The organism is Actinomadura keratinilytica (genome assembly GCF_039539665.1).
Lineage (GTDB): Bacteria > Actinomycetota > Actinomycetes > Streptosporangiales > Streptosporangiaceae > Spirillospora > Spirillospora keratinilytica.
In genome coordinates this window covers 16,637-43,241 of the sequence record NZ_BAABDO010000051.1, presented here as the reverse complement: position 1 = coordinate 43,241, position 26,605 = coordinate 16,637, and the positions used below count along the sequence as shown (strand labels likewise).

Annotated in this window: 27 protein-coding genes; 13 read left to right on the top strand and 14 right to left on the bottom strand. The window is 74.5% G+C overall.

Annotated elements, in window-relative coordinates:
• The 4 genes from ABD879_RS17565 to sucC form a co-directional block, all read right to left on the bottom strand.
• A partial coding sequence (locus ABD879_RS17565; protein ID WP_345022518.1) for a cell division protein PerM occupies nucleotides 1–1,411 on the bottom strand: 1,411 nt, incomplete at its 3' end.
• 103 nt (nucleotides 1,412–1,514) lie between these two features.
• Nucleotides 1,515–1,679 carry a hypothetical protein gene (locus ABD879_RS17560; RefSeq protein WP_345022517.1) on the bottom strand — a complete coding sequence of 55 codons (165 nt, stop codon included), beginning with the start codon at nucleotides 1,677–1,679 and terminating at the stop codon, nucleotides 1,515–1,517.
• Between the two features lie 135 nt (nucleotides 1,680–1,814).
• A complete protein-coding gene (gene sucD, locus ABD879_RS17555) occupies nucleotides 1,815–2,702 on the bottom strand; it encodes a succinate--CoA ligase subunit alpha (protein ID WP_345022516.1) in 888 nt (295 codons plus the stop codon).
• A 2-nt stretch (nucleotides 2,703–2,704) separates the two neighbouring features.
• The gene (sucC, locus tag ABD879_RS17550; RefSeq protein ID WP_345022515.1) at nucleotides 2,705–3,895 is read right to left on the bottom strand and encodes an ADP-forming succinate--CoA ligase subunit beta; all 1,191 of its coding nucleotides are present in this window, start codon (nucleotides 3,893–3,895) and stop codon (nucleotides 2,705–2,707) included.
• A gap of 420 nt (nucleotides 3,896–4,315) precedes the next feature.
• On the opposite strand from sucC, the gene ABD879_RS17545 reads away from it, so the two are divergent.
• The gene (locus ABD879_RS17545; RefSeq protein WP_345022514.1) at nucleotides 4,316–5,683 is read left to right on the top strand and encodes a glycoside hydrolase family 15 protein; all 1,368 of its coding nucleotides are present in this window, start codon (nucleotides 4,316–4,318) and stop codon (nucleotides 5,681–5,683) included.
• A 70-nt stretch (nucleotides 5,684–5,753) separates the two neighbouring features.
• On the opposite strand, the gene ABD879_RS17540 is transcribed toward ABD879_RS17545, so the two are convergent.
• On the bottom strand, nucleotides 5,754–6,146 hold the full coding sequence (locus ABD879_RS17540; protein WP_345022513.1) for a VOC family protein: 393 nt from the start codon (nucleotides 6,144–6,146) through the stop codon (nucleotides 5,754–5,756).
• A gap of 118 nt (nucleotides 6,147–6,264) precedes the next feature.
• On the opposite strand from ABD879_RS17540, the gene ABD879_RS17535 reads away from it, so the two are divergent.
• Nucleotides 6,265–6,756, top strand: coding sequence for a MaoC family dehydratase (locus ABD879_RS17535; protein WP_345022512.1), 492 nt, complete (start codon nucleotides 6,265–6,267; stop codon nucleotides 6,754–6,756).
• Nucleotides 6,757–6,822: 66 nt separating this feature from the next.
• On the opposite strand, the gene pcrA is transcribed toward ABD879_RS17535, so the two are convergent.
• From pcrA to dhaK, 4 genes are all read right to left on the bottom strand, one after another.
• The gene (pcrA, locus tag ABD879_RS17530; RefSeq protein ID WP_345022511.1) at nucleotides 6,823–9,120 is read right to left on the bottom strand and encodes a DNA helicase PcrA; all 2,298 of its coding nucleotides are present in this window, start codon (nucleotides 9,118–9,120) and stop codon (nucleotides 6,823–6,825) included.
• A 127-nt stretch (nucleotides 9,121–9,247) separates the two neighbouring features.
• Nucleotides 9,248–9,628, bottom strand: a complete 381-nt coding sequence (locus ABD879_RS17525) for a PTS-dependent dihydroxyacetone kinase phosphotransferase subunit DhaM (RefSeq protein ID WP_345022510.1) — start codon at nucleotides 9,626–9,628, stop codon at nucleotides 9,248–9,250.
• 10 nt (nucleotides 9,629–9,638) lie between these two features.
• The gene (gene dhaL, locus ABD879_RS17520; protein ID WP_345022509.1) at nucleotides 9,639–10,256 is read right to left on the bottom strand and encodes a dihydroxyacetone kinase subunit DhaL; all 618 of its coding nucleotides are present in this window, start codon (nucleotides 10,254–10,256) and stop codon (nucleotides 9,639–9,641) included.
• Nucleotides 10,253–11,248 (bottom strand): dihydroxyacetone kinase subunit DhaK, encoded by a 996-nt coding sequence (dhaK, locus tag ABD879_RS17515; RefSeq protein ID WP_345022508.1) that lies wholly within the window; start codon nucleotides 11,246–11,248, stop codon nucleotides 10,253–10,255. The genes dhaL and dhaK overlap by 4 nt, the downstream gene beginning before the upstream one ends.
• 99 nt (nucleotides 11,249–11,347) lie before the next feature.
• On the opposite strand from dhaK, the gene ABD879_RS17510 reads away from it, so the two are divergent.
• The 4 genes from ABD879_RS17510 (at nucleotide 11,348) to ABD879_RS17495 (ending at nucleotide 14,528) form a co-directional block, all read left to right on the top strand.
• Complete coding sequence (locus ABD879_RS17510; protein ID WP_345022520.1) at nucleotides 11,348–12,070, top strand: PIG-L deacetylase family protein; 723 nt, start codon at nucleotides 11,348–11,350, stop codon at nucleotides 12,068–12,070.
• 49 nt (nucleotides 12,071–12,119) lie between these two features.
• Nucleotides 12,120–13,064: a nucleoside hydrolase gene (locus ABD879_RS17505; RefSeq protein ID WP_345022507.1), complete on the top strand. Its 945-nt coding sequence runs from the start codon at nucleotides 12,120–12,122 to the stop codon at nucleotides 13,062–13,064.
• Between the two features lie 11 nt (nucleotides 13,065–13,075).
• Nucleotides 13,076–13,531 (top strand): SRPBCC family protein, encoded by a 456-nt coding sequence (locus tag ABD879_RS17500; protein WP_345022506.1) that lies wholly within the window; start codon nucleotides 13,076–13,078, stop codon nucleotides 13,529–13,531.
• Between the two features lie 73 nt (nucleotides 13,532–13,604).
• Nucleotides 13,605–14,528, top strand: coding sequence for a TIGR03564 family F420-dependent LLM class oxidoreductase (locus ABD879_RS17495; RefSeq protein ID WP_345022505.1), 924 nt, complete (start codon nucleotides 13,605–13,607; stop codon nucleotides 14,526–14,528).
• A 7-nt stretch (nucleotides 14,529–14,535) separates the two neighbouring features.
• Here ABD879_RS17495 and ABD879_RS17490 read toward each other — a convergent pair whose 3' ends face one another.
• Entirely contained in the window at nucleotides 14,536–15,165 is a 630-nt protein-coding gene (locus ABD879_RS17490; protein WP_345022504.1) for a LuxR C-terminal-related transcriptional regulator, read from the bottom strand.
• Nucleotides 15,162–16,349, bottom strand: coding sequence for an ATP-binding protein (locus ABD879_RS17485; RefSeq protein WP_345022503.1), 1,188 nt, complete (start codon nucleotides 16,347–16,349; stop codon nucleotides 15,162–15,164). Before ABD879_RS17485 ends, ABD879_RS17490 begins: the two co-directional genes overlap by 4 nt.
• 133 nt (nucleotides 16,350–16,482) lie before the next feature.
• Here ABD879_RS17485 and ABD879_RS17480 point away from each other — a divergent pair, with 133 nt between their 5' ends.
• The 4 genes from ABD879_RS17480 (at nucleotide 16,483) to ABD879_RS17470 (ending at nucleotide 19,636) form a co-directional block, all read left to right on the top strand.
• Entirely contained in the window at nucleotides 16,483–17,766 is a 1,284-nt protein-coding gene (locus tag ABD879_RS17480; protein ID WP_345022502.1) for a PspC domain-containing protein, read from the top strand.
• Nucleotides 17,759–17,980, top strand: coding sequence for a hypothetical protein (locus tag ABD879_RS17475; protein WP_345022501.1), 222 nt, complete (start codon nucleotides 17,759–17,761; stop codon nucleotides 17,978–17,980). The genes ABD879_RS17480 and ABD879_RS17475 overlap by 8 nt, the downstream gene beginning before the upstream one ends.
• A gap of 53 nt (nucleotides 17,981–18,033) precedes the next feature.
• The gene (locus tag ABD879_RS32975) at nucleotides 18,034–18,126 is read left to right on the top strand and encodes a putative leader peptide (RefSeq protein WP_425549641.1); all 93 of its coding nucleotides are present in this window, start codon (nucleotides 18,034–18,036) and stop codon (nucleotides 18,124–18,126) included.
• A 193-nt stretch (nucleotides 18,127–18,319) separates the two neighbouring features.
• Nucleotides 18,320–19,636 carry a dicarboxylate/amino acid:cation symporter gene (locus tag ABD879_RS17470; protein WP_345022499.1) on the top strand — a complete coding sequence of 439 codons (1,317 nt, stop codon included), beginning with the start codon at nucleotides 18,320–18,322 and terminating at the stop codon, nucleotides 19,634–19,636.
• 59 nt (nucleotides 19,637–19,695) lie between these two features.
• Here the strand turns inward: ABD879_RS17470 and ABD879_RS17465 are convergent, their stop codons facing one another.
• From ABD879_RS17465 to ABD879_RS17455, 3 genes are all read right to left on the bottom strand, one after another.
• Nucleotides 19,696–20,907, bottom strand: coding sequence for a glycerate kinase family protein (locus tag ABD879_RS17465; RefSeq protein WP_345022498.1), 1,212 nt, complete (start codon nucleotides 20,905–20,907; stop codon nucleotides 19,696–19,698).
• A 23-nt stretch (nucleotides 20,908–20,930) separates the two neighbouring features.
• On the bottom strand, nucleotides 20,931–22,412 hold the full coding sequence (locus tag ABD879_RS17460) for an SLC13 family permease (protein ID WP_345022497.1): 1,482 nt from the start codon (nucleotides 22,410–22,412) through the stop codon (nucleotides 20,931–20,933).
• Between the two features lie 156 nt (nucleotides 22,413–22,568).
• Nucleotides 22,569–23,018, bottom strand: a complete 450-nt coding sequence (locus tag ABD879_RS17455; protein ID WP_345022496.1) for a cupin domain-containing protein — start codon at nucleotides 23,016–23,018, stop codon at nucleotides 22,569–22,571.
• 319 nt (nucleotides 23,019–23,337) lie between these two features.
• On the opposite strand from ABD879_RS17455, the gene ABD879_RS17450 reads away from it, so the two are divergent.
• The 3 genes from ABD879_RS17450 (at nucleotide 23,338) to ABD879_RS17440 (ending at nucleotide 26,562) form a co-directional block, all read left to right on the top strand.
• Complete coding sequence (locus ABD879_RS17450; protein WP_345022495.1) at nucleotides 23,338–24,888, top strand: alkaline phosphatase D family protein; 1,551 nt, start codon at nucleotides 23,338–23,340, stop codon at nucleotides 24,886–24,888.
• 394 nt (nucleotides 24,889–25,282) lie between these two features.
• A complete protein-coding gene (locus tag ABD879_RS17445; RefSeq protein ID WP_345022494.1) occupies nucleotides 25,283–25,954 on the top strand; it encodes a DUF4142 domain-containing protein in 672 nt (223 codons plus the stop codon).
• Between the two features lie 83 nt (nucleotides 25,955–26,037).
• Nucleotides 26,038–26,562, top strand: coding sequence for a class F sortase (locus ABD879_RS17440; protein WP_345022493.1), 525 nt, complete (start codon nucleotides 26,038–26,040; stop codon nucleotides 26,560–26,562).
• The last annotated feature ends 43 nt before the right edge of the window (nucleotides 26,563–26,605 follow it).

Here is a 26,605-nt window from a genome sequence, read left to right as displayed (position 1 = left end):
CCTCCGCCGTCTCCACCGCCTCCGGCTGCTCGGCCGCGGCGGCGGGCTCGGGCAGGCGCCGCACCACCCGCCCGGGGCGCCGGGTGCCGCGGATCTTGCGGCGCCGTCCGGGGCGTCCGGACGACGCCTCGCCGGGGCGGCGCAGGATCAGCCAGTTGGCCGTCCACGCCGCGATCGCCGCCGAGATGCCGATCTCCAGGGCCGCCAGCAGGCCGACCTGCCAGGGCGACGGCCCGACGGTGGCCATCCGGCCGCCGCCGATCGGGCCGCCCGACAGCGCCGCCAGCAGCGCCGCGACCAGGCCCGCCAGCGCCCCGGTCAGGAACCCCCACAGCGGCGCCGCCTCGTAGGACCGGCTCGGCATGGACCGCACCGTGAGCACCCCGCCGACGGCGCCCGCGGCGAACGGGGCGGCCAGCGCCACCAGGGACGCCGCCGGCGCCGGTCCGGGCTCGGGCAGCGCGGCCAGCGGCGGGAAGGCGGGCATGACGTCCAGGAACACCCCGGTCGGCGACACGCTGGTGCCCGCCCCGACGGAGAAGCCCGGGCCGACGGCGTAGGACATCCCCCAGATCACCGCGTTCGGCAGGAACGCCAGCTCGATCATCAGCAGCAGGACCCCGCCGACGATGCCCGGGGAGAGCATGTCGTACAGCCGGGTCGCCTCGTCGGTGTGCACGGCGAGGGACACGCCGGCCAGCACGGCCCCGGCGGCGAGCAGGACGGCGAGCGCGCCGGCGGCGCCGACCACCAGCGAGCGGGGCCGTTCGGGCAGCAGCCGCAGCAGCGCGCCGAGCCCGGAGCGCACCCGGCGGCCCGCGGCGAAGTGGGCGACGGCGGCCCGCGCCGCGCCCAGCCCGCCCGCGACCACGCCGACGACGAAGCAGGCGACCAGGGCCTGCCAGGCGGACGGGCGGATCACCGGCGACCCGGCGGCCAGGGCGAGCAGCCCGGCCAGCAGGGCGTAGGGGACGGCCAGCGCGACCGCGACGTGCGCCACGGCGACGCGCGGGCGGCGCCGCAGGCCGCCGACCCGGATCATCCAGCCGCCGCTGCGGTACAGCAGCGCGGCCGGGACGACGAGCAGGCCGAGCGGCAGCAGCCCGACGCGGCCGTGCTCGACGGCGACCCCGGCGTGGTGGGACACCAGCCAGAGCGTGACCGCCGTCCGGAACACCCCGGGCATGCCGGCGCCCAGCGCCGTGCGCGGTGCGGCGATCCACCCGACGAGCGTGACGGTGGTGAGCACGGCGAGCCCGATGCCGATGCACCACAGCGCCCCGATCAGGCCCGTCACGTACAGCGGGCGCGACATGGCGGCGGCCGGGGCCGGCCTGCCGGATGCCGACGCCGCCCTCGGCTGCTCGGCGGGCGGGGAGGTCACGCTGGTGTCCGGGCTCACATCGCTCACGGCGTCAATGCTGGCACCCGGGGCCCGTGCAGCCGGGGCCTCTCACCCGCCCGGCGTGTCGCCTTGCTGCGGATTGGTGACCGGTGGACGCCCGCCGCCCGGCTCAGGCGCGGTGCTGCTCGTACCGCGCCCAGGTGCGGGGCGGGCGGCGCCGGTGCAGCTCGTCCCACTTCTCGGCGGCGGCCCGGACGGCGGGCGGTTCGGCGAGGGAGTCGGGGTCGGCGGCGCGGGCGTCCCCGACGAGCCGCCGGCAGTCGTCTCGGTGCACGGCGCCCACCCTGCCGGACGCCACCGGCAGAACCGCCGCCGCGGGAACGGGCGCGGAACGGAAAAGACGCCCGGGCCGCCGGGACGGGCGGCTCGGGCGTCTTTTCCGGAAGCTGCGACGCGCCTCGTCGGAGACTCAGCGGTTCTGCATGATCTCGCGCATCAGGCGGGCGGTCTCGCTGGGGGTCTTGCCGACGCGGACGCCGACCTTCTCCAGCGCCTCCTTCTTGGCCTGCGCGGTGCCCGCCGAGCCGGACACGATCGCCCCGGCGTGGCCCATCGTCTTGCCCTCGGGCGCGGTGAACCCGGCGACGTAGCCGACGACCGGCTTGGTGATGTGCTGCTCGATGTAGGCGGCGGCGCGCTCCTCGGCGTCCCCGCCGATCTCACCGATCATCACGATGGCGTCGGTCTCGGGGTCGTCCTGGAACGCCTGCAGCGCGTCGATGTGGGTGGTGCCGATGACCGGGTCGCCGCCGATGCCGACGCAGGTGGAGAAGCCGATGTCGCGCAGCTCGTACATCATCTGGTACGTCAGCGTGCCCGACTTCGACACCAGCCCGATGCGGCCGGGCGAGGTGATGTCGGCCGGGATGATGCCGGCGTTGGACTTGCCGGGGGAGGCGATGCCCGGGCAGTTGGGGCCGATGATGCGGGTCTTGTTGCCCTTGGACCCGGCGTAGGCCCAGAAGTAGGCGGTGTCGTGCACCGGGATGCCCTCGGTGATCACCACGCACAGCGGGATCTCGGCGTCGATCGCCTCGACCACGGCGTCCTTGGTGAACTTCGGCGGGACGAACACCACCGACACGTCGGCGCCGGTCTCGGCCATGGCCTCGCGGACGGTGCCGAACACCGGCAGCGTGGTGCCGTCGAAGTCGACGCTCTGCCCGGCCTTGCGGGCGTTGACGCCGCCGACGACCTTGGCGCCCGCGGCGAGCATGCGGCGGGAGTGCTTCATGCCCTCCGAGCCGGTCATGCCCTGCACGATGATCTTGCTGTTCTCGGTCAACCAGATGGCCATGCTCATGCACCTGCCGCAGCGAGTTCCGCGGCGCGCCGGGCCGCGTCGTCCATGGTCTCCACCTGCTCGACGCCGGGCAGCGCCGCGTCGCGCAGGATCTTGCGGCCGAGTTCGGCGTTGTTGCCGTCGAGCCGGACCACCAGCGGCCGGTCGACGCTCTCGCCCCGCTCGGACAGCAGCTTGTAGGCGGACACGATGCCGTTGGCGACCGCGTCGCACGCGGTGATGCCGCCGAACACGTTGACGAAGACGGCCTTGACGTCGGCGTCCGACAGCACGATCTCCAGGCCGTTGGCCATCACCTCGGCGGACGCGCCGCCGCCGATGTCCAGGAAGTTGGCCGGCTTCTGCCCGCCGAACCGCTCGCCCGCGTAGGCGACGACGTCCAGCGTGGACATGACCAGGCCGGCGCCGTTGCCGATGACGCCGACGGTGCCGTCCAGCTTGACGTAGTTGAGGTCCTTGGCCTTGGCGCGCGCCTCCAGCGGGTCGGTGGCGGCCTTGTCCTCCAGGGCCTCGTGCTCGGCCTGCCGGAACCGGGCGTTGTCGTCGAGGGTGACCTTGCCGTCGAGCGCCTTCACCTGGCCGTCGGTGGTGAGGATCATCGGGTTGACCTCGACCAGGGTGGCGTCCTCGTCGGTGAACACCGCCCACAGCCGCTCGATGAGGGTGGCGGCGCCCTCCTGCGCCTCGGCCGGCAGCCGGCCCGCCTTGGCGATCTCCAGCGCCTTGGCGCGGTCGACGCCGTCCAGCGCCGACACCGGCACCTTGGCCACGGCGTCGGGGTTGGTCGCGGCGACCTCCTCGATCTCCATGCCGCCCTCGGCGGAGCAGATCGACAGGAAGGTGCGGTTGGCCCGGTCGAGCAGGAAGGAGAAGTAGTACTCCTGCGCGATCGCGCTGCCCTCCTCGACCAGGACCTTGTGGACCGTGTGGCCCTTGATGTCCATGCCGAGGATCTGGCCGGCCAGGGCTTCGGCCTCGTCGGCGTTGTCGGCGAGCTTCACACCGCCGGCCTTGCCGCGGCCGCCGGTCTTGACCTGGGCCTTGACGACGACCTTCGAGCTTCCCGCGGCGAACAGCTCCTCCGCGGCGGCCCGGGCTTCCTGGGGAGTATGGGCGACCTTGCCGGTAGGCACCGGTACCCCGTACTCGGCGAAGAGTTCTTTCGCCTGATGTTCGAACAGGTCCACGAGGCGTCCCTTGTAACGGATCGACAGCTGATGACCGCGCGAGTGGGGGGTGTGCAACACGGGGGTCCGTGGGGCCGCCACACCCTGCGGTCCGCTCCGTCGATGCAGCCTAGCCCCTTACCAGGAGTGACCGGACGCCAGGGGTGAAGGCTCGGCGCGGGATCCCCGCCCGCGTGTGACGTGAGAGAACGATGTCCGGTCTCACCGGCCCCCGGAGTGTGACCGGCATCGCCGACGCTACCGAAACGGCACCTGAGAATGATGTCGTCTTTGACCTGCAGGAGGAGGAAGCACGGCACGCCCTTTGATGTACTTGTCTGCGCCTTGCGCAATGCGGGGTGAAGAGGGGGAGAACGGGCGGTGGCCGAGGACCGGGTGGGGGCCGCGCGCGACGGCGGTCCGCGCAGGGTGCGACGCGCTGTGGCGCTGCTTCTCGTCGCCGGTCTGGCGGCCACGTGCGGCGCGCGGATGCCCAGCGGCGGCGGACCCGGGTGGGACAGCCCGGGGCTGGTGGGCGGCGGCGGTTGGCCGTTCGCCGGGGTGCCGCTGGACGCCGACGAGAAGGAGGGCGCCGCGTACCTGCCGGGCAGCTCGGTGGTGCGGCTGGGCGACGGGCGGGTGCGGTTGGTGCCGTTCGGCGCCGAGAAGGCGATCACGGTTCCGGCGGACGATCCGCGGGTGCGCCAGGCGGTGCGGTCCGACAGCCACTGGCTGGCGCGCGGCACGGTTCCGGGGCGGACCCCGGCCGACCGGGAGATGGCCGAACGGGCGCTGCTCGACCTGCGCCTGCTGACCCGTCCCAACGGGGCGTCGCTGGCGTCGTGGTACGGGGCGTGGCGGTACGCCTGGCCCCGGGACGCGGCGTTCGCGGCGGCGGCGTTCGCCGTCACCGGGCACATGCCGGAGGCGCGGCGGGTGCTGCGGTTCCTGGAGCGGGTGCAGACGGACGAGGGCCGGTGGGCGGCCCGCTACCACCCCGACGGCAGCGCGGTGATCGACGGCCGCGCCCCGCAGCTCGACGCGCTGGGCTGGGTGGTGTGGGCGAGCTGGCTCGTCCACACCCACGACCCGGCCGGGGCCGGGCGGCTGCCGGAGCTGTGGCCGATGGTGGTGCGCGCCGCCGACCAGCTGGCCTCCTCGCTGGACTCCACGGGGCTTCCGCCGCCGTCGTCGGACTACTTCGAGCGTTCGCCCGACACCGAGCAGGACCCGGACCGCCCCACCCTGGGCGTCGTGGGGCCGGTGCTGGCGGGCCTGCGCGCGGCGGCCGACCTGGCGCGCGATCGCGGCGACCCGGCGCGGGCGTCGCACTGGCGGAACGCCTCGCTGCGGCTGTCGAACGCGGTGGCGCGGCATTTCGCCCCCTACGGCTATCCGCGTTCCCCGATACGGGGCGGCCGCATGGACACCTCTGTGACATTCGTCGCTCCCCCGTTCGCCCCGCAGGACCCGGGGGTGAGCGCGGCGGTGCTGAACGCGGCCCGGCGGCTCACGCTGTCCAACGGCGGAGTGCTGCCGGGCGAGAAGTGGGCGGGCAACCGGACCGTGGCGTGGACCCCGGAGATGGCGATGTTCGCGTTGGCCGCCGCGTCGTCGGGCCGCGCCCAGGAGGCGCGGGCCCGCCTGGACTGGCTGGCCCGGCACCGCACGTCGCTGGGCGCCCTGCCGGAGAAGGTGGACGCCAAGGGCCGCCCCGCCGGTGTGGCGCCCCTGGGCTGGACGGCCTCCCTGGTGCTGCTGACCCTCACGGCCCTGGAGCGCCCCCTGCCCGTGCCGCCCGCCACCTGACGGAACGTTCCGCGGCCGTTTAGGGCGAAGCCGCCTTCATCGGGGCCTGGCGGCCGCCGGGGCGGTGCCGTCAGGCGGGGCCGAGCAGGTCCCACAGGTTGCCGGCGATGTCCTTGAAGACCGCGACACGGCCGTAGGGCTCGGTGCGGGGAGGCCTGACGAACTCGACGCCGGCGGCCGTCATGCGCGCGTAGGCGGCGTCGAAGTCGTCCACCCGGAGGAAGAAGCCGACGCGGCCGCCGGTCTGGTTTCCGACGGCGGCGGCCTGGCGGTCGCCGTCGGCACGGGCGAGCAGGACGGCGGTCGCGGCACCGGGCGGCCGCACGACCACCCACCGTTTGGGACGGCCGTCGCCGGTCAGCGACGGCGCGTCCTCGACCAGCTCGAATCCCAGAGCGCGGGTGAAGAACCCGATGGCCCGGTCGTAGTCGTCCACCACGATCGTGACGAGGTCGATGCGCACTCCATGAGCGTAGGGGCCGGGCGGCGGACGCCCCGCTCAGCCCGGCCGAGCGGGCGCCGCCGGCCGAGCGGCCGGAGCCCCTCGCCGCACCCGGCCGCCGAACGGCATTCTTGTAGCCATGACCAAGCCGCTGAACGGAGACTTCTCCACACCGATCGACGACCGCTATTTCGAGGACTACGTGCCGGGCTCGGTGTACGAGTACGGCACCGTGACGGTGAGCGAGGCGGAGATTCTGGAGTTCGCCGAACGCTTCGACCCGCAGCCGATCCACGTGGACCCCGAGTACGCGGCCGGCGGGCCGTTCGGCGGCCTGATCGCCAGCGGCTGGCACAGCGGCGGGATCTTCATGCGGATGTTCGCCGACCACTACCTGTCCCGGGTGGCGAGCCTCGCCTCCCCCGGTCTGGACGAGCTCCGCTGGCCCTCGCCGCTGCGTCCCGGCGACACGGTGCGGCTGCGCGCCACCGTCCTGGAGGCCCGGCCGTCGCGGTCCAAGCCCGACCGCGGGATCGTCCGCACCCGGGGCGAGCTGCTCACCGAGGACGACCGCACCGTGCTCGACCTGGTCGCCGTCAACCTGCTGCTGCGCCGCCCCGCCACGGCCTGATCCCGGCCGCGTGCACGTGATCGCCACGCGCTCGGGCCCTGCCGCCGCGGACCGGCGCGCCGGGGGCTAGAGCTTCTCGACGGGGGCGTAGCGCAGGACGAGGCGCTTGACCCCGTACTGGCCGCCGAAGTCGATGCTGGCCGCGGCCCGCTCGCCCGCGCCGTCCACCGAGACGACCGTGCCGAGCCCGAACGAGTCGTGGGTGACCTTGTCGCCCGGGGACAGCGACGGGACGGCGCGGTTGCCCGCCGACCGCGCGCCGGAACGGGCCGCCGCCGACGCCGGCGACGAAGACGCGGGGGACGACGCCGTGCGCTCCCACCGCACCAGGTTCGCCGGCACCTCGGACAGGAACCGCGACGCCGGGTTGACCTGCGGTGCGCCCCATGAGCTGCGCATCGCCGCCCGCGTCAGGTACAGGCGCCGGCGGGCGCGCGTGATGCCGACGTAGGCGAGGCGGCGCTCCTCCTCGAGCTCCTTGGGGTTGCTCATGGCGCGCAGGTGCGGGAAGACTCCGTCCTCCATGCCGGTGAGGAACACCACCGGGAACTCCAGGCCCTTGGCGGTGTGCAGGGTCATCAGGGTGACGACGCCCTGGTCGCCCTCCTCGGGCCGCTCGGCGGGCGGCAGCGGGGCGCTCTTGGCGCCGCCGGGGATGGAGTCGGCGTCGGCGACGAGCGCCACCTGCTCCAGGAAGTCGACCAGGCGCCCCTCGGCGGACTCGCCGTCCAGCCGGTCCTCGAACTCGCGGGCGACGGCCTCCAGCTCGTGCAGGTTCTCCACGCGGGTCTCGTCCTGGGGGTCCTTGGACGCCTGCAGCTCGGCCAGGTAGCCGCTCTTGCGCAGCACCGACTCGATCATCTCGGCCGGGGTGCGGTCGGGCAGCTCGCCGCGCAGCTCCTCCAGCAGCGCCACGAACTCGCGGACGGCGTTGGCCGAGCGGGTGGCCATGCCCGGCACGTCCTCGGGGCGGCGCAGCGCCTGCCAGAACGAGATGCGCTCGCGGGAGGCGTACGCCTCGACGCAGGCCTCGGCGCGGTCGCCGATGCCGCGCTTGGGCACGTTCAGGATGCGCCGCAGCGAGACGGTGTCCTCGGGGTTGACCAGGACGCGCAGGTAGGCCAGCAGGTCGCGGACCTCCTTGCGCTCGTAGAAGCGGACGCCGCCGACGACCTTGTAGGGCAGGCCGACGCGGATGAACACCTCTTCGAACACGCGCGACTGGGCGTTGGTGCGGTAGAACACCGCCACGTCGCCGGGGCGGGCGTCGCCCGCGTCGGTGAGCCGGTCGACCTCCTGCGCGACGAACGCGGCCTCGTCGTGCTCGTTGTCGGCCACGTAGCCGACGATCGGGTCGCCCTCGCCCTGGTCGGACCACAGCTTCTTGGGCTTGCGGTCGGCGTTGCGCTCGATCACCGCGTTGGCCGCCGACAGGATGGTCTGGGTGGAGCGGTAGTTCTGCTCCAGCAGGATCGTGGTGGCGTTCGGGTAGTCGCGCTCGAACTCCAGGATGTTGCGGATGGTGGCGCCGCGGAAGGCGTAGATCGACTGGTCGGCGTCGCCCACCACGCACAGCTCGGCCGGGCCGAGCCCGTCGTGCCCGCCGTCGGCGGACGCCCCCTCGGGGGCGGCGATGGGGGCGGTCAGCTCGCGCACCAGCTCGTACTGGGCGTGGTTGGTGTCCTGGTACTCGTCGACCAGCACATGCCGGAACCGGCGGCGGTAGTGCTCGGCGACCTCCGGGAACGCCTGCAGCAGGTTGACCGTCAGCATGATCAGGTCGTCGAAGTCCATGGCGCCGGCCTGCTGCAGCCGCGCCTGGTACATCTCGTAGGCCTCGGCCAGCGTCTGCTCCATGTGCGTGCCGGCCCGGGCCTTGAACGTCTCGTAGTCGATCAGCTCGTTCTTCAGGTTGGACACCTGGGCGCTGAACGAGCGGGGCGGGTAGCGCTTGGGGTCCAGGTCGAGCTCGCGGCAGACCAGGGCCATCAGCCGCTGCGCGTCGGCCTGGTCGTAGATCGAGAAGCCGGAGGGGAAGCCGAGCCGCTTGGCCTCGCGGCGCAGGATCCGCACGCACGCCGAGTGGAAGGTCATCACCCACATCGCGTTGGCCCGCGGCCCCACCAGCGCCGACACGCGTTCGCGCATCTCCGCGGCGGCCTTGTTGGTGAACGTGATCGCCAGGATCTGCCCGGGATGCACGTCCCGCTCGGCCAGCAGGTGGGCGACGCGGTGGGTGAGCACGCGCGTCTTGCCCGACCCGGCGCCCGCGACGATCAGCAGCGGGCTCCCGGAGTGCACGACCGCGGCGCGCTGCTGCGGGTTCAGGCCGTCAAGCAGGGGATTGGCATGCGTGTTCGACATCATGTGCGAGTGTACGGCGCCCGCCCGACGTTCTCGTCTTTTCGCCGGGTCCGGCGGCGGCCGGGCGGACCGCGCCCGCCCCGGCGGCCGGGCCGTGCGGCCGGGCCGTGCGGTCAGGGCCGTGCGGTCAGGTCTTGCGGTGCCCGCGGGCGGCCTCGGCCGCCCGGACGACCGCGCGCAGGTCCGCCCCGGCGGCGGCCATCGACGCGGCGGCGACGGCGCCCTCCACCAGCGGCGCGTCGACGAGGACGACGCCGGTCCCGGCGGCCGCGGCGAACACCTTGGCCGTCAGCACCGAGCTGCCGAGGTCGGCCAGCACCACCACGCCGTCGCCGCCGTCGGCCGTGCGCACCGCCCGTTCGAGCCGCTCCATGCTGGTGCCCAGGCCGCCGTGGTCGTCCCCGCCGGCGGGCTCCACGACGGCCTTGCCGACGCCCATCGCCCGCGCCACCTCGGCGACGCCCTCGGCCAGCTTCCGGCTGTGCGCGATCACCACGATGCCCACCATCCCGGCCCCCTCAGGCGTCCTCGGACGCCAGGTCGGCGAGCGCCCGGATGAGGAGGGCGGTGGACACGGCGCCCGGGTCCAGGTGCCCGATGCTGCGCTTGCCCAGATAGCTGGCCCGGCCCTTGCGGGCCTGCATCGGCACGGTGGCCTGCGCGCCGCGTTCGGCCGCGTCCGCCGCGGCCCGCGTGCACTCCGCCAGGTCGCCCCCGGCGGCCAGGGCCCGCTCGTAGGCGGCGACGGCGGGGGCCAGCGCGTCCACCATCGTCTTCTCGCCCTCCTCGGCCTCGCCCAGCTCCTGGACGGTCTCCAGCGCGCCCCGCAGCGCGGCGCCCAGCCGGACCGCGTCCACCTCCACCGCGTCGCCCAGCTCCTTGCCCGCCCGGCGCACCGCCATCCCGTACAGCGGGCCGGACACCCCGCCGGTCGTGGACACGATCGTCCGGCCCGCCACGACCAGCGCGCGGCCGGGCGTGGCGTGCTCCGGCAGCGCCTCCACCGCCGCGGCGAACCCGCGGTCGAGGTTGTGGCCGTGGTCGCCGTCGCCGATCGCCGCGTCCAGCCGGGACAGCCGCTCGGCCTCCGCCGCGATCAGCTCGGCCGACCGGCGCACCCAGTCCAGGATGTTCACCGGCCCCACCTCAGGGCGGGGGTCTCGACGGGCGCGTCCCACAGCCGGGTCAGCTCGGGGGTGAGGCGGCACACCGTGATCATGCAGCCGGCCATCTCCAGGCTGGTGACGAACGGGCCGACCAGGCACCGCGCCACGGTGGCGCCGTGCCGCCGCAGCCACTCGGCCGCCTCCCCGCAGGCGATGTACTGCTCCATCAGCGGGGTGCCGCCCATGCCGTTGACCAGCAGCAGCACCTCGGCGCCGCGCAGCGGCACGTCCGCGTCGATCGCGGTGAGCGCGGCGTCCACGATCCCGGCGGCCGGCATCCTGGCGGTGCGCTCGCGGCCGGGCTCGCCGTGCACGCCGATGCCCAGCTCGATCTCGTCCTCGCCGAGCCGGAACGTGGGCTCCCCGACGACGGGCACCGTGCACGACGACAGCGCCACCCCGAACGAGCGGGTGCGCTCGTCGACCTCCCGCGCCACGTCCGCGACCCGCGCCAGGCGGGCGCCCTCCTCGGCCAGCGCCCCGGCGATCTTCTCGACGAACAGGATGCCGCCGGTGCCGCGCCGCCCGGCGGTGCGCCTGCCGTCGGTCACGGCGACGTCGTCGTCCACCCGCACCGCGGCGACCTCGACGCCCTCCTCCTCGGCCAGCTCGGCGGCCACCCGGAAGTTGAGCACGTCGCCGGTGTAGTTGGCGACGACGTGCAGCACGCCCGCGCCGCCGTCCGCGGCGAGGGTGGCGGCGAGGATCTGGTCGGGCACCGGCGAGGTGAACACCTCCCCCGGCGCCGCCGCGTCGAGCATGCCGCGCCCGACGAACCCGATGTGCATCGGCTCGTGGCCGGAACCGCCGCCCGACACCAGCGCGACCTTCCCGGGGCGCGGCGCGTCGGCCCGCACGACCGTCCTGCCCTCCGGGTCCACCCGGAGCGACGGGTGCGCGGCGGCCAGGCCGCGCAGCGCGTCGGCGACCACGTCCGCCGGGGCGTTGATGAGTTTGCGCATGTGCGGTTCCTTACCCCTGCGGGCCGGCGCCTCCCAGGTCCGGCCGGCGACCATGGCGGCAGGCAGGCGACCTCCGGTTAGGGTGATCTTGTGGCGAATGTGCTGGACGACAGTGCGGTACGGCGCGTCCTGGCGGTGATGGCGCATCCGGACGACGTCGACTTCGGTGCGGCCGGGACGGTCGCCGGCTGGACCGCCCGCGGCATCGCGGTGACGTACCTGATCGTCACCGACGGCGACGCCGGGGGGTTCGACGACGGCATGACCCGCGCGCAGATGGGGGCGCTGCGCCGCGACGAGCAGCGCGCCGCGGCGGCCTGCGTCGGCGTCGACGACGTGCGGTTCCTCGGCTACCCCGACGGGATGCTGGAGCCGACGCTCGGGCTGCGCCGCGACATCGCGCGGGTGATCCGCCAGGTGCGGCCCGACCGCGTCGTCATGCCCAGCCCGGAACGCAACTACGAGCGGATCCACCCCAGCCACCCCGACCACCGCGCGGTGGGCGCCGCCGCCCTCGACGCGGTGTACCCCGACGCGCGCAACCCCTACGCCTTCCCCGAGCTGCTGGCCGACGAGGGCCTGGAGGCGTGGACGGTGCGGGAGGTGTGGCTGACCGGCGGCCCCGCCGTCAACCACTACGTGGACGTCACCGACGACTTCGACCGTAAGCTGGCGGCGTTGAAGTCCCACGCCTCCCAGACCGCGCACCTAGGCGACGGCCTCGCCGAGGAGCTGCGCGGCTGGCTGGGCGCCAACGCGGCCGCCGCGGGCCTTCCGGACGGCCGCCTGGCCGAGTCCTTCCAGGTGGTGGACACCTCCTGACCCCACCGCCTGACCGACCTCCCGACCCGCCCGACCCCCGAGGAGTTCCGTGGCCGCCATCCTGTTCGACTGCGACACCGGCATCGACGACGCGATCACCCTGCTCTACCTGGCGTCCCTCGTGCGCGAGGGGAAGGCGGAGCTGGTGGGCGTGGGCACCGTGCACGGCAACGTCGACCCGGAGTCCGGCGCCCTGAACTCGCTGCGGGTGCTGGAGCTGGCGGGCCTGCACGGGGTGCCGGTGGCGGTGGGCGCGGCCCGTCCCATGGCGCAGGACGTGCACTACGCGCTGGACTGGCACGGCACCGACGGGCTGGGCGACACCGGGCTGCCCGACCCGGCGGGGCGGCCGGTGGACGAGGCGGCGGCGGCGCAGATCGTGCGGCTGGCCCGGTCGCGGCCCGGCGAGCTGACGCTGCTGGCCACCGGCCCGCTGACCAACCTGGGCGCGGCCCTGCTGCTCGACCCGCAGCTGCCGGCGCTGGTGCGCGAGGTGGTCATCATGGGCGGCGCGTTCGACCACCCGGGCAACGTCACCACGCACGCCGAGGCCAACATCTGGCACGACCCCGAGGCCGCCGATCTGGTGTTCGCCGCGGACTGGCCGATGGTGCTGGTCCCGCTGGACGCCACGCACCCCACCGCGGTCGGCGACGCCTGGCTGGACCGGTTGTCGGCGCACGACTCGGAGGCGGCCCGGTTCGCCGCCAAGATCCTCGATTTCTATGTGGCGGCCTACACGCCGACGCTCAAGCGGCGGGGCGCGGTCATCCACGACGCGCTGGCCGCCATGCTGGCGGTCGACCCGGAACTCGGCGAGTACGCCGAGCGGCCGGTGCGGGTGGAGCTGCGCGGCGAGCTGACCCGGGGCACGACCGTGTGGGACGCCCGGTCGCTGCCCGCCGACGACGACCGGCGCCCGGTCCGGGTGGCCGTCGGCAGCGATGTGACGGCCTTCCAGGAACGCCTGCTCGCGTCCATCCTGTCCTTGTGACGGGAGGGCGCATGCAGTACGAGGTCGAGGCCACCGCCACGTCCACCGCGGCCGCCGAGGCGATCTTCAAGCACCTCAGCGTGGCGGAGGCGTGGAACGAGTGGGGCCGGTTCCCGGCCGCGACACGGGTCCGCGAGGGCGACGAGGTGCCCAACGGCGTGGGCGCCGTCAGGAAGATCGGATTCGCGCGGGAGAAGGTCGTGGTCTACGACCCGCCCCGGCACTACGCCTACGTCATGGCGTCGTGGATGCCGCTGCGGGGCTACCGGGCCGATGTGACGCTGGAGCCCAGCGGCCCGTACACGCTCGTCCGCTGGCGCGCGGTGTTCGAGCCGCGCAACCGGATCACGGGGGCGATCGCGCGCACCGTCATGCGGTGGATGATGGCCTCGTTCGCCCGGCGCCTGGCCTGGCACGCCGGGCACTGCGAGCCGGGCTGCCCGGCCCGCCTGCCCAGCGCGCACTGACCGGTCCCGGCCACGACGGCCGCCCATTCCGCGATAGGGAATATCCGGATACGGGCCGGGGTTGACGGCTGCCATGACGATCGGTGTTGTGCTGCACTCCCCCGCGTCCGGGAACCTTGTCGACGATGTGGTGGCGAAGGCGAAGGAGGCCCAAGCGGCCGGTCTGCGGTCGGCCTGGTTCGCCCAGCAGTTCTCCTACGACGCCATCGGCGTCGCGGGGCTGGTCGGCCGGGAGGTGCCCGGCCTGGCGGTCGGGACGTCCGTGGTGCCGATCTTCGCCCGCCATCCCATCCTGATCGCCGGTCAGGCGCAGACCGCGCAGGCCGCCGCGCACGGGTCCTTCCAGCTCGGGCTGGGGCTCGGGGCGCGGTCGTTCGTGGAGCCGGTGTTCGGCGTCCCCTACGACCGGCCGGTGGCCCGGCTGCGCGAGTTCCTGACGGCGCTGCGGTCGCTGCTGGACACCGGCGGCGCCGATTTCCGGGGCGAGACGGTCACCGCGGCCCCGCCGATGCCCACGGGCGTGCCCGGGGCGGAGCCGTCCGTGCCGGTACTGGTCGCGGCCATGGGGCCGCAGGCGCTGCGCGTCACCGGGGAGCTGGCCGACGGGACGCTGCCGTTCCTGGCCGGCCCGCGCGCCCTGGGCGAGCACATCGTCCCGGCGATCACGGCGGCGGCGGAGCGGGCGGGCCGCCCGGCGCCGCGGGTCGTCGCGTTCGTGGCCGGCGTGGTGACCGACGACGTGGACGCGGCCCGCGAGGCCGCCGCCCAGGCCATGTCGCTCTACGACCGGGTCCCGTCCTACCAGCGGGTCATCGCGCTGGAGGGCAAGGCAAAGGCGGCGGACCTGGTCGAGATCGGCGACGAGAAGGCGGTGGCGGCCGCGGTCCGGCGCTACTTCGACGCCGGCGCCACCGAGGTGGTGTTCACCCAGACGAACCTGGTGGGAGAGGACGCCCGGGCCCGCACGTGGCGGCTGCTCGGCGAGCTGGCGGGCTGACCCCGGCTCAGACGAGGCGGCGGGCGGCGGCCCAGCGGGACAGCTCGTGCCGGTTGGACAGCTGGAGCTTGCGCAGCACGCTCGACACGTGGGTCTCGACCGTCTTGACCGAGATGAACAGCTCCTTGGCGATCTCCTTGTAGGCGTAGCCGCGGGCGATCAGCCGGAGCACCTCCCGCTCGCGCTGGGTGAGCCGGTCCAGCTCGGGGTCGACGGCGGGCACGTCGGTGGCGGCGAACGCGTCCAGCACGAAACCGGCCAGCCGGGGGGAGAACACCGCGTCCCCCTCGGCCACCCGGGCGATCGCGTCGGTCAGCTCCGGGCCGGAGATCGTCTTGGTGACGTAGCCGCGGGCGCCGCCCCGCACCACGCCGATCACGTCCTCGGCGGCGTCCGACACCGACAGCGCCAGGAACCGGGACGGCACCGACCCGTGCAGCCGCCGCAGCACCTCGATGCCGCCGCCCCCGGGCAGGTGCACGTCCAGCAGCACCACGTCCGGTCTGGTCGCGCGGATGACCGAGACCGCCTCGTCGACGTCCCCGGCCTCCCCCACGACCTCCACGGCGTCGCCCAGCTCGGCCTTCACACCGGTGCGGAACATCTGGTGGTCGTCGACCAGGACTACCCGCGTCATGACTTCTTGATCTCCAGTCGTACCTCGGTGCCCTCGCCCGGCGCCGTGCGGACGGTGGCGCGTCCCCCGTTGCGCTCCATACGTCCGATGATGGACTGCCGCACGCCCATCCGGTCCTCGGGGATGGCGTCCAGGTCGAACCCCTTGCCGCGGTCGCGGACGAAGATGGCCACCTCGTCGCCCTCGACCTCCCCGTACACCGACACCGACGGCGCCTCGGCGTACTTGGCCGCGTTCACCATCGCCTCCCGGGCGGCCTGCAGCGCGGCGCCGAGCCGTTCGTCCAGTGCCGTGTCGCCCACGCAGACCACCTCGATGGGGACGCCGTGGTCGTCCTCGACCTCCCCGGCCAGTTCGCGGATCGCCGCGGCGAACGTGCGGTCGGGGTCGGAGCGCGGCTGGTAGAGCCAGGCGCGCAGGGTGCGCTCCTGGGAGCGGGCCAGCCGCTGCACCTCGCGCGGGTCGTGCGCGTTGCGCTGGATCAGCGTCAGGGTGTGCAGCACCGAGTCGTGGATGTGCGCGGCGAGCTCGGCGCGTTCCTGGGAGCGGATGCGCTCGTGCCGTTCGGCGTCCAGGTCCTGCCAGAGCCGCACCACCCACGGGGTGGCGATGACCGCGACGCCGGTCAGGATGATCAGGGTGGCGATCAGGACGGCGCGGGCCTCGCCCGGGTCGACGCGCTGGGCGACGAACCCGCCGATGCCGCCGACCACCAGCGCCAGGCCGAACAGGCTGCGCAGCCACCGCTGCCGCAGCGGCACCACCCAGCGCTGCCGCTGGCCGCGGTCGGCCTGCTGCCACAGCACCGCCACGCCGACGCCCCCGGCGATCAGCGGCCACAGCGCCGCCCGGGCCGCCCCGGCGCCCCAGGTCAGCGCGGACAGGCCGATCGCCACCGCCCCGTAGGCCAGCAGCTGCACCCAGTCGCGGCGGGCCGTGCGGGTCGAGTCCTCCGCGGGCGGCACCACCAGCCAGAACACCCAGTAGACGGCGATGCCGAGGCCGCTGGCGACCGTCAGCAGCACGAACGCGGACCGGACGATGACCGGGTCGATCCCCAGGTGCGCGGCCAGGCCCCGGCACACCCCGGCCAGCAGCGCCCCGTCGGGGCGCCGCTCCAGCCGCGGCGGGCCGGACGGTTCGCCCGGCGTCCCACCGCCCGTCGTCGGTTCCGCGTCCTCCACACGTCGATCGTCACACGCCGGGCGGACCGGACGCATCCGGGCGGCACCCTGAGAGCCCCTGAGGCCCCCCTCAGGGTCGATTCGGGGGCGCCCCGGATACCGCGCGGGCGCGGACGCGGCCACGATGGTGACCATGACCGACGAGCGCACCGCGACCGAGCGCCCCACCGCCGCGGCGGACGGCCGTGCCCGGCTGTTCCGCAGTCCGGAGCGCCGCGTCCTGGCCGGCGTGTGCACGGGCCTGGGGCGGCATCTGGGCGTCGATCCGGTGGTGCTGCGCGTGGCGTTCGCGGTGCTCACCCTGACGGGCGGGCAGGGCGTGTGGCTGTACGCGGCGGGCGCGCTGCTCATGCCGGGCTCGCCCGAGGAGGACGCCCCGGCCGAGAAGCTGCTGCACCGCCGGTTCGACGCGGCCGGGGTGCTGTCGATCCTGGGTGCGCTGCTGTGCGTGACGACCGGCTTCCAGCTGGTCGGCGGCTGGGTGTCCACCAACACGATCGCGGTGCTGACGGTCGTCGGGCTGGTGCTGCTGGTCGCGCACGCCCGCGGCGTGGATTTCATGGCGGCCGTGCGGGCCATGCCGGAACGGGTGCAGGGCCACCCGATGGACGCGCCGGCGACGCCGGCCGAGGAGGGGGTCTCGTTGCGGAAGGAGACGCGCAGCGGCACCGCGGGCGGGGGCCTGCCCGCGGGCATGGTCGATCTCGCCGTCGTCGGGGCGCGGCACCGGACGGCGGCGCCGGAGCCCGGCCTGCCCGCGGACGAGGAACCGCCGCGCGAGACGGCGCCCGCCGCGACCGTGAGGAAGATGCCGCCCGCGACCGCCGTGACGCTGCTGGCGGCTCTGGCGGTGGGCGCCGCGATGGTGCCGGTGGTCCGCGCCTACCCGGGCCCGGAGGCCGCGCTGATCGTGGGGTCCGCGGCGCTGGGCGTCGTCGCCGTCGGGCTGGTGCTGGGCGGCTGGTTCAACGTCCGCGGCCTGGCCCCGGTGGGCACGCTGCTGACGTTCGCGCTGCTGACGACGTCGGTCGTGGCCGAGGCGCCGCGCGACCTGCGCTACGGCAGCGTCGAGTGGCGTCCGGCCGACGGCACCCGGATCAGCGACGAGTACAAGGTGGGCGTCGGTTCGGCCAGGCTCGACCTGAGCGGCACGCGGTTCTCCCCCGGGCAGCGGGTGACCGTCAGCGTGCAGGTGACGATGGGCGAGCTGAAGGTGACGGTGCCGCGCGCCGCCCGCGTCGAGCTGGACGCGCGGGTCGCCCTGGGCGACCTGAAGGTGGACGGCCACACGGTCGCCGGGCCGGGCGCCCGGGCGACCGAGGTGCTGGAGCCGGAGGATTCGGGCCGCGCCGCCGCACCGGTGATCGAGCTGCGGGTGCGCGGACGGATCGGACACGTGGAGGTGACCCGTGCCTGACCGGCGTCCCGCACCGGCCGGCCCGCGCCGCCGCTTCGACCCGAGCGGCCCCGTGATCGGCGTGTTCTTCCTGGCGGTCGCCGCGGTGTGCCTGGCGAACGGGCTCGGGGGGCGGCCCGTCGCCGATCTGGGGCTGCTGATCCCGGCGCTGCTGGTGGGGCTCGGCCTGGCCGGCATCGTCCGGGTGCTCACCCGGTCGCGCCGCCCGAAGTGACATAAATCACTCCACTTCCCGGGAAGACGGGAAGCAAAGATCGATGTTGACTTGTGGCCGTGAGGATCTCCCCGAAGAGCGTCCTGCTCGTGGCCCGGCTGCACGTCGACCTGTGCCGCCTCGCCAGCCTGCTCTGTTTCCGCTGACCGGCCTTCCTCCCGTTTCTCCTCCTCCTTCCCGACCCCTGCCGCATCCCTGAGACGCCCGCGGGTACCGCCGTATCGACGCGCACCGATCCGCGCCGACGCGCCGTGACCGCACGACCGCGCGGCGTGCGCTCCGGCGGCGGTCGCGCGCCTTCGCCTCGGGGTGCGGGAAAGCTCCCTTGGAGAAGCCTCCATGAACGTACGCGTCTGGAAATGGCAGTTCTGGCAGCAGATCGTGCTGGCCCTCGTCCTCGGCGCCGCCGTCGGCGCCCTGATCGACGTTTTCGGCGACGGCGGGGCGATCGCCGAGGACTGGCTCGACCCGTTCGGCGGCGTCTACGTCAACCTGCTGAAGGTCGTGGTGGTGCCGCTGGTGTTCGCCGCGATCGTGGTCAGCGTGGGCAGGCTGCGCGGCGTCGGCGGCGTGGCCCGGCTCACCGCCAAGACCCTCGTCTGGTTCGTGGTCACCTCGGCCATCGCCACCGCGATCGGCCTGGCCGTCGGCCTGCTGGTGCGCCCCGGCGAAGGGCTCGGCCGGCTGGCGTCCGAGAGCACCGAGACCGACCCGGTCACCTGGACCCAGGTGCTGCAGAACCTGTTCCCGGCCAACATCGTCAACGCCATGTCCGAGGGCAACGTGCTCGGCGTGGTGACGTTCGCGGTGCTGTTCGGCGCCGCGCTGGTGGCGGTCGGCGAACGCGGCGAGCGGCTGACCGCCCTGGCCGACGACCTGTACGCGGTGATGCAGAAGATCGTGTGGTGGGTGGTGCGGTTCACCCCCGTCGGGTCGTTCTTCCTGATCGCCTCGGTGGTGGCCACCTACGGCCCCGACTCGCTGGCCCCGCTGGCCAAGTTCACCGGCGCCATCTACCTGGCCGTGGCGATCATGCTGCTGGTCGGCTACCCGGTGCTGCTGCGCGCGTTCGGCCGCGTCTCGCCGGTGCGGTTCCTGCGCAACTCCTGGCCCGCGATCCAATTCGCGTTCGTGTCGTCCTCGTCGCTGGCCACGCTGCCGATCACGCAGCGGGTGTCGGTCGAGCGCAACGGGGTGAGCGGCGAGTACGCCAGCTTCGCCCAGCCGCTCGGCGCGACCGTCAAGTTCGACGGCTGCGGCGCGATCTACCCGGCCGTCGCGGCGATCTTCGTCGCCCAGTACACCGGCACGTCGCTGGGCCTGGCCGACTACGCGCTGATCGCGCTGGCCGGAGTGATCGGGCAGCTCGGCACCGGCGGCACGCCCGGTCCGGCGCTGGTCGCGCTGACCCTGACGCTGACGACCGTCGGCCTGCCGCTGCAGGCGGTCGGCTACCTGATCGCCATCGACAAGGTCATCGACATGGCCCGCACGGCGCTGAACGTGACCGGCCAGCTCACCGTGCCCGTCCTGGTGGCCCGCTCCGAGGGGCTGCTGGACGAGGAGGTGTTCAACGCTCCCCCGGCCGACCTGACCGCTCCCCAGGCCGAGCCCGCCGAGGAGGGCTCGCGCGACAAGGTGCCCGCCACCGCCTGACCGTCCGCGGGCGGTGCCGTCCGCACACCCGGCACCGCCCGCCGTCCCGGCCGGGGAGGTCATGCGCCTTTGGGCGTCCGTGCCCGGGACACCGGCGCCGGGGCCCGGTGTCCCGCCGCACGCGCCAGGCCGGTCCCGAGCAGCACCATGCGCAGGGCGCGCTCGGCACCGTCCGCGAGGATCTCCGCGCAGCGCGCCATGGCCTCGGTCTTCGGCATCGGGCCCGGCAGGATGCAGGCGTAGGCGTCGATGCCGCCGTAGACCAGGCGGGCGTCCGGGCCGATCGCCGCGGCCAGGGCCAGGACGGGTCTGGCGTGCCGCTTGGCGCGCCGGGCCACCTCCCCGGGCAGCTTGCCGCGGGAGGTCTGCCGGTCGATCGCGCCCTCGGCGGTGATGACCAGGTCGGCGGCGGCGAGCGGGCCGTCGAGGTCCAGGTGCGCCAGCAGCACCTCGAAGCGGGGCACCAGGCGGCCGCCGACCGCCGCCAGCCCGGCGCCGAGGCCGCCGGACGCCCCCGTTCCGGGCGCGCCGCGAAGGTCGATGCCTATCGGGCCGAGGTCGCGTTCCAGGATGCGCGCCCACCGGCACAGCGCCCGGTCGAGCGCGTCCGCCTGGGCGGGGGTGGCGCCCTTCTGCGGCCCGTACACGCGGGCCACCCCCGCCGGGCCGCACAGCACGTTGAACGGGTTGCAGGCGACGACCAGCTCGACGCGGGCCAGCCGGGGGTCGAGCCCGGACGCGTCGATCCGCTCCAGCCGCGCCAGTGCGGCGCCGCCGCGCGGCAGCTCCCGTCCGGAGCCGTCCAGCAGTCGGGCCCCGAGGGCCTGCAGGGCGCCCGCCCCGCCGTCCGACGTGCCGGAGTCGCCGCAGCCGACCAGGATGCGGGCCGCTCCGGCGTCCAGCGCGTGCGCGATCAGCTCCCCGACCCCGGCGGTGGTGGTGCGGCCGGGGTCGCGCGCGTCCGGCGGCACCAGGCGCAGCCCGGCCGCGGCCGCCATCTCCACCAGGGCGGTGCGCGGCCCCGGCCACCCCAGGATCGCGTAGTGGGCGTCCACCGGGGCGCCTGTTGGCCCGGTGGCCCGGTGCGGCACCAGCCGGCCGCCGCTGGCCGCCGCCAGCATGCGGGCCGTGCCCTCGCCGCCGTCGGGCAGCGGGAGCGCGGTGATCGAGGCGTCCGGCGCCGCGTGGTGGACGCCTCGGGCGATCAGCGCGGCGACCTCCTCGGCCGCCAGCGACTCCTTGAACCCTCCGGTGGCGATGACGATGCGCACCCGAGTCACTCCTCACCGGGGGTTCAGCGGAGGGGCAGGCCGAGCACCGGCCACACCCACAGGGCGAAGGCGAGGACCAGGGCGGCGGTGACGGGTCCCACCACCGCGGCGGTCCGCATCAGGTCGCGGGAGGTGTAGGTGGGGACGCCGCCGACGGTGTGGAACAGCGCCACGGGCTTGGCCGAGGACGGCAGCGTCTGGCAGAACCCGGCGGCGGCCGTCGAGGCGAACGCGGCCGCCGCCGGTGCGATGCCCGCCCCGGAGGACGCGGCGATCACCAGCGGGACCAGCACGCTGGAGCGCGCGGACCGGGACTGCAGCACCAGATGCGCGACGGCGCTCACGGCGACGACGGCGGCCAGGAACAGCCAGGCGGGCGGCCGGGCGGGCCCGGTCACGGCGCCGAAGACCGCCCCGCCGAGCCAGCGGGCGGCGCCGGACGTCGTCACCGCCACGCCCATCGCCGTGGTGGCGGCCAGGAACACCAGCAGGCGCCACGGGACGGCGGCCGGCGCCTCCTTCAGCCGCATCGTGCCGAGCCCCGGTGCGACGGTGGCGACCGCGCCGACCAGCGCCACCACCGCCGGGTGGACGCCGTGCAGCGGTTCGGTGCACCACGCCGCGATCACCACCGCCAGCAGTGCGGCCGAGCGGGCCTGCGGCCCGGTCAGCGGGCCCGTCACCCGCACGCCCGCCGCCTCGCCGACGTCCTCGGCGCGGATGCTCATCGGGCGGCGGCGGTCGTCGCGGCCGGTGGTCAGCAGCAGGATCAGCTCGGCGGCCAGGTGCGAGGACACCAGGGCGAGGGGCGTGCCGAGCAGCAGCCAGCGCGTGAAGCCGATGCGCTCGCCGGTGGTATCGGCGAGGATCCCGACGGTGATCAGGTGCGCGCCCGCGCCGATCAGGGTGGCGACGGCCGACAGCAGGATCACCGTCGGGAACAGCAGGGCCAGTGCGAGCACCATGCGGCGCCGGTCGCCGAGCGTGCGGGCGAGCGCGACGAACACCGGCAGCGCCAGCGCCGCCCGCCCGGACGTGGCGGGTATCGCGAACACGGCGGCGACCAGCGCGGCCGTGGTCAGGTGCACCAGTGCGCGGGCGCTGCGCGCCCCGGCCACGACGACGGCGGCCGCCCGGGTGGCCAGCCCGGTCCGCGCCACCCCGCCGGCGATCACGAACGCGCAGACCAGCAGCAGGACGGTCGGTCCGGCGAGACCGCTGAGGAACACCCCCGGCTCCAGCACCCGGGTGAGCACCAGGGCGAGCCAGGCGGCCAGCGCCACCAGCACGTCGTCGACCCGGCCGAACATCCACAGCAGCGTCGCCACGGCGAAAACCGCCAGCGTGACGTGTCCCTGGGCGCTCAGCGCCGGGCCGGGGCCCAGCGCGAGCCCCGCGCACACCACCGCGGCCGCCGCCGCCAGCAGGGCGTACCGTAGCGTGCCGGCTCTGGCCGGGACGGTGCCGGCCGTCCGCTCCGGGCTCGCCGCGGTCGTGTCCGGCACGTTCGGGCTCCTTCGCCATGCCGCCGGGTGGAGATTTCAGCCGTCACCGGCGTCGTCGGGGCTCGGCGGCGTCGTGGGCCTCATACCGCCGAGTGTTCCGCCCGCGGAACAAACCCGTGCCAAAGCGAGGATGAAAGTTGGGTCATCCGCCGCGGGTCAGCGGGACGCGAGACCGGCGTGCAGGCTGATCGCGTAGGCGGGGCCGGGGTTGGTCAGCTCGTGGGTGCGGGCGGAGCCGCGCACCCGCACCCGGTTGGCGCGCAGCGGACGCTCGGTCACGCCGTCGGCGGAGATCGACACCTCGGCCAGCTCGCCGGCCAGCACGGTGCTCACCTCCACGCCGTCGTGGTCGTGCACGTCGGTGCGGTGGCCGGGCGGCCAGGTCGTCAGCCAGAGCTGGACGCCGTCGTCGCCGCCGTCCAGCGGCACTCGCACCGGGCGGCCGGGTTCGAACCGCACCAGATGCCACCACTCGGCGGGGCGGGCGGCCAGGGCGCCGACGCGGGCGGCGAGCTGCCCGACCGTCGGGGGACGCGGGGTGATCGCGCGGCCGTGCGGGTCGTCCTGCCCGCGCATCGACAGATCGGGAACCATGTCGAGGTTCACGGAAAGAAGGTCCTTCGTCTATTCGGCTGGTCGGGTTCGGCTCGTCGTGCCCGGCGACGGGCGGGCCGGGGTCGGCTGCAGATCAGCGACAACACGAAGGACACAGACACAGCGCGCTGGCCACGCGGCGCAGGGCCACGGGGCTGCCGACGAAGGATCGCGCTGTCATGGCGTCTAGAACACCGTCGCCGCGGGGCATTGTCAAGTCGATCGCCAGAACACGTGCGTTCACGGAACCGTCACGTTCGGGCCCGCGGACGTACCGGAAGACAGGAGACCATGCCGCCCGTTGGACAAACCCCCTGAAATGGAGCGATGGATGGTGCTCGACCGGCGGACTGTGCTGCGCGGAGGTCTGCTCACCGGCGGCGGGGCGGCGCTCGGCCTGCTGCACGGCGGAACGGCGTCCGCGGCCCCGGCCGGGCCGGCGTCGCCGGCCCTGCTGCGGGCCCGCCCGCGGCTCACCCACGGCGTGCAAAGCGGCGACGTGACCGCCCGCGAGGCGGTCGTGTGGGCCCGTTCCGACCGGCCCGCGCGCATGCTCGTGGAGGTCGGCCGCCGTCCCGACCTGCGGGACGCCCGGACCGTCCGCGGCCCGCTGCTCACCCCGAACACCGACCTGACCGGCAAGACGCCGCTGCGCGGCCTGCCCCCCGGCGAGCAGCTGTACTACCGCGTCAGGCTGGCCGACCCGGATCGGCACGCGCTGCTGTCGGAGCCCGTCGCCGGACGGCTCCGCACGGCGCCGCGCACCCGCAGGGACATCTCGTTCGTGTGGTCCGGCGACCTGGCGGGCCAGGGCTGGGGCATCAACCCCGACCTCGGCGGCTACCGCATCTTCAACGCCATGGCCGCGACCGACCCCGACTTCTTCCTGTGCAGCGGCGACTACGTCTACGCCGACGGGCCGCTGGCCGAGACCGTGACGCTGCCGGACGGCCGCACCTGGCGCAACATCGTCACCGCCGAGAAGAGCAAGGTCGCCGAGACCCTGGCCGAGTACCGCGGCCAGTTCCGCTACAACCTGGAGGACGCGGCGCTGCGCGCGTTCAACGCCCGCGTCCCGATGGTCTACCAGTGGGACGACCACGAGGTCACCAACAACTGGTACCCCGGCGAGATCCTCGACCTGCCGCAGTACACCGAAAAGCGCGTGGACGTGCTGGCCGCCCGCGCCCGCCGCGCCGCGGTCGAGTACCTGCCGATCAAGGGCGGCCGGGTCCACCGCAAGCTGTCCTACGGGCCGCTGCTGGACGTGTTCGTCCTCGACATGCGCACCTACCGGGACCGCAACGGCGCCAACGACTCCCCCACCCAGCGCAACGGCATCCTGGGCGCCGAGCAGGTCGCCTGGCTCAAGCGCGAGCTGCGCGCCTCCCGCGCCGTGTGGAAGGTCATCGCCGCCGACATGCCGATCGGCCTGATCGTCCCGGACGGCAGCGCCTTCGAGGCCGTCGCCCAGGGCGACGACGGCGCCCCGCTCGGCCGCGAACGCGAGATCGCCGACCTGCTCTCGTACGCCAAGCGCCACAGGGTCCGCAACATGGTGTGGCTGACGGCGGACGTCCACTACACCGCCGCCCACCACTACGACCCGTCCAAGGCGGCCTTCACCGACTTCGACCCGTTCTGGGAGTTCGTCTCGGGCCCCCTGAACGCGGGCGCCTTCGGCCCGAACACCCTGGAGAACACCTTCGGCCCGCAGTTGAAGTTCCAGAAGGCGCCGCCCCGGGCCAACACCTCCCCCGCCGAGGGCTACCAGTTCTTCGGCCAGGTCGATATCGACGCGGCGTCGGCGGCCATGACCGTCCACCTGCGGGACCTGGACGGCAAGTCGCTGTACTCCGTCACCCTGAACCCCCGCCGCTGACGTTCCGGGGGCAGGCGGACCAGGGCCGCCGGGCGCCCTGGGATGGAGGTCGGCGCCGCCAGGACCCGGCCGCCGCGCCGTCCTCGACGCCTGGCCGCGCCGCCGCGCCGGACCGGACGGGAGGAGGCATGCGGGACCTGCTCGACAAGGCCCGCCGCGACCTGCGCACCGTCCGCGAGAGCCGACCGTCCGGGCCGCCCCCTCTGGGCGGCCCGGACGCGGGGTGCGTCAGGGATCGGCATGACGCTGGTCAGGTATATGCCGGACAAAGGCAGAACAGGCCAGAAGACGGCAAGGATGCTTTCAGGGCGTAATGACGCCTCTCATGGGTGCGCGCGCCGGGGGAACGGTCGCGGCAGTGTTCGGTCGATTCATGCGCAACCGTGGAGGTGTGATGTCGATCTTGCGTGTTGTGCCGGTCGCCGGAGCCGTTCTCGCGTTTTCGGCCGCCGGTATGGCGCCCGCAGCGGCGCAACAGGACGTGTCGGCCCGGGACAAGAAATGGCTTGTGCAGGCCCACCAGGGAAATCTGGCAGAGGTCACGGTGGGCACGATCGCGCGGAAGAAGGGCACGTCGAAGGCCGTCCGCTCACTCGGGGCCATGCTGGTGAACGACCACTCCAGGCTCGACAGGGCGGTCCAGGACGCGGCGCGCAGGCTCGGCGTCTCACTGCCGCCGGAGCCGTCCACCGCGCAGAAGGCCCTGGCGGCCAGGCTGAACGCCATGCACGGCAAGGCGTTCGACCGGGCCTGGCTGAATGCTCTGATCAAAGACCACCGGAATGATCTGGCCGCCGCCCGCGAGGAGGTGCGCCTGGGGACGGCGGCCGACGCCCAGCACCTGGCCACGGTGAGCTCCCCGGTTTTCCGCAAGCACCTGAACATGCTGTTGCGGGCACGTAAGGCCGACCCGCCGGGCCACGTCGCGGCCGGCAGCGGCGGCTTGGCGACGGCGGCTCCGGACGGGCGGCCCCTCGCGCTGGGGTACGGGCTGCTCTCCGCAGGGCTGCTGGTGACGGCGGGCGGTGCGCTGCTGTGGAGGCGTCCCGTGCCGTGGAGGGGTTGACGATCGCAGGCGCGGTGAGCGCCGTACTCGGCGCGGCGCTCACCGTCTGCGGCGCCGTCCTCGTCATGCGCCCGGCCCCGCGGATGACACCGCAGGCGCTGGACGCCGGCACGGTCCCCGCGGCGGTCGGCGGACCGGCGACGGACGCGGCCTCGGCCGGCGCCGGTTCACCGCCGGTCCGGCTGGAGATCCCGGAGCTCCGGGTGCGGGCCCGGGTGCTGCCCGTCGGCGTCCGGCCCGACGGAACCCTCCAGGTGCCGCCGTCCGGACGCGACCTCGGCTGGTGGCGAGGCGGAGCCGCCCCCGGCTCGGCCACCGGAACGGTCGTCATCGCCGGTCACGTTGACACCGCCAGGGAAGGCCCGGGGGCATTGTTCGGACTCAGGGGCGTCCGGATCGGCGGCCGGGTCAATGTGCGAAGCATCGACGGCCGGACGCGCGATTACCGGATCGTGGCCCGGCGCGCATATCCGAAACAGCGGGTTCCCTCTTCGGTATTCGCTCAGGACTCGCCCGCTCGAATGGTTCTCATCACCTGCACCGGCTCATTCGACCGCCGCACGTCCAGCTATTCGCACAATCTCGTCGTCTACGCCCGGCCCGACTGATCTCCTGACCAGGGAATCGCCTGGAAAAGGCCCGTCGCGGCGG

Bases quoted from the DNA above. Each gene is read 5' to 3' on its own strand.
- sucD (WP_345022516.1), bottom strand. From the start codon at position 2,702: ATGGCCATCTGGTTGACCGAGAACAGCAAGATCATCGTGCAGGGCATG.
- ABD879_RS17535 (WP_345022512.1), top strand. From the start codon at position 6,265: ATGACCAAGCCGCTGAACGGAGACTTCTCCACACCGATCGACGACCGC.
- pcrA (WP_345022511.1), bottom strand. From the start codon at position 9,120: ATGTCGAACACGCATGCCAATCCCCTGCTTGACGGCCTGAACCCGCAG.
- ABD879_RS17525 (WP_345022510.1), bottom strand. From the start codon at position 9,628: ATGGTGGGCATCGTGGTGATCGCGCACAGCCGGAAGCTGGCCGAGGGC.
- dhaK (WP_345022508.1), bottom strand. From the start codon at position 11,248: ATGCGCAAACTCATCAACGCCCCGGCGGACGTGGTCGCCGACGCGCTG.
- ABD879_RS17500 (WP_345022506.1), top strand. From the start codon at position 13,076: ATGCAGTACGAGGTCGAGGCCACCGCCACGTCCACCGCGGCCGCCGAG.
- ABD879_RS17495 (WP_345022505.1), top strand. From the start codon at position 13,605: ATGACGATCGGTGTTGTGCTGCACTCCCCCGCGTCCGGGAACCTTGTC.
- ABD879_RS17490 (WP_345022504.1), bottom strand. From the start codon at position 15,165: ATGACGCGGGTAGTCCTGGTCGACGACCACCAGATGTTCCGCACCGGT.
- ABD879_RS17480 (WP_345022502.1), top strand. From the start codon at position 16,483: ATGACCGACGAGCGCACCGCGACCGAGCGCCCCACCGCCGCGGCGGAC.
- ABD879_RS17470 (WP_345022499.1), top strand. From the start codon at position 18,320: ATGAACGTACGCGTCTGGAAATGGCAGTTCTGGCAGCAGATCGTGCTG.
- ABD879_RS17450 (WP_345022495.1), top strand. From the start codon at position 23,338: ATGGTGCTCGACCGGCGGACTGTGCTGCGCGGAGGTCTGCTCACCGGC.
- ABD879_RS17445 (WP_345022494.1), top strand. From the start codon at position 25,283: ATGTCGATCTTGCGTGTTGTGCCGGTCGCCGGAGCCGTTCTCGCGTTT.
- ABD879_RS17440 (WP_345022493.1), top strand. From the start codon at position 26,038: ATGACACCGCAGGCGCTGGACGCCGGCACGGTCCCCGCGGCGGTCGGC.